This window comes from Neisseria sp. P0009.S007 (assembly GCF_051962515.1).
Genome location: NZ_JBQCVF010000391.1, coordinates 1 through 1,281, shown reverse-complemented (window position 1 = coordinate 1,281; position 1,281 = coordinate 1). Strand labels below are relative to the sequence as shown.

Sequence of the window (1,281 nt, the reverse complement as noted above, 5' to 3'; positions counted from 1 at the left end):
GGTCTGACCGCACGTGCAGGCGTAGCCTACAGCAAACCGAAGCTGAACGGCGATACCGCCGACAAAGTAACGACCGCTATCCCGATGGGACGCACATGGACAACAGGTCTGTCGTACCAATTTGACAATCCGAATCTGGAAATCGGCTGGCGCGGACGTTATGTCCAAAATGCAGGCTACGCCCCGACCTCGCGTGGCTCTGATGTAGCTCTGAATGTCGTCCGCGCAGGCTACGGCGTCAACGATATCTTCGCCAACTGGAAGCCGACAGGCAAAGACGACTTGAACGTCAACTTCTCAGTCAACAATGTCTTTGATAAAAACTACAAGCCGCACAGCCAACGCGCAGGTGCTAACTCCCTGTCTGAACCTGGCCGCGATGTCCGCTTGGGTGTGAACTACCGCTTCTAAGCAATCAGCTTGAAAAGGCCGTCTGAAAACAAAAGTTTTCAGACGGCGTCTAGCTTTATAATCCGATACAAGTTATCATTTCTATTTGCTTTATTTCCGACCACGGAGAACCTCTATGTTACGTTTGACCGCTTTAGCCGTATGCTGCACCCTCGCTTTGGGTGCGTGTTCGCCGAAAGATTCTGCTTCCAATCAGGCACAAACTGCTTCCGCTTCTGCCGCCCAAACCGAAGGCGCAAGCCTGACGGTGAAAACCACGCGCGGCGACGCGAAAGTGCCGCAAAATCCGGAGCGTATCGCCGTTTACGATTTGGGCATGCTCGACACTTTAAACAAATTGGGCGTGAAAACCGGTTTGTCCGTCGATAAAAACCGGCTGCCTTATTTGGACGAATATTTCAAAACCACGAAACCTGCCGGTACGCTGTTTGAGCCTGACTACGAAGCGCTTAACGCCTACAAACCGCAGCTCATCATCATCGGCAGCCGCGCAGCCAAAGCGTTTGACAAGTTGAACGCCATTGCGCCGACCATCGAGATGACCGCCGAAACCGCCAATCTGAAAGAAAGCTCAAAAGAGCGCATCGACGCGCTGGGGCAAATCTTCGGCAAACAGGCGGAAGCCGACAAGCTGAAAGCGGAAATCGATGCTTCGTTTGAAGCGGCGAAAACCGCTGCTCAAGGCAAAGGCAAGGGTTTGGTGATTTTGGTCAACGGCGGCAAGATGTCGGCTTTCGGCCCTTCTTCCCGTTTGGGCGGTTGGCTGCACAAAGACATCGGCGTTCCCGCTGTCGATGAATCGATTAAAGAAGGCAGCCACGGCCAGCCTATCAGCTTTGAATACCTGAAAGAGAAAAACCCTGATTGGCT

The 1,281-nt window shown here is 53.0% G+C and carries 1 protein-coding gene and 1 pseudogene; both read left to right on the top strand.

Annotated features, from left to right (window positions below):
* Positions 1–411 (top strand): annotated as a pseudogene (locus ACTHS3_RS13525) (TonB-dependent receptor); the annotation flags it as partial.
* Positions 412–526: 115 nt separating this feature from the next.
* Positions 527–1,281 (top strand): siderophore ABC transporter substrate-binding protein (locus ACTHS3_RS13520; RefSeq protein WP_440368198.1); only part of this gene is annotated, 755 nt, incomplete at its 3' end.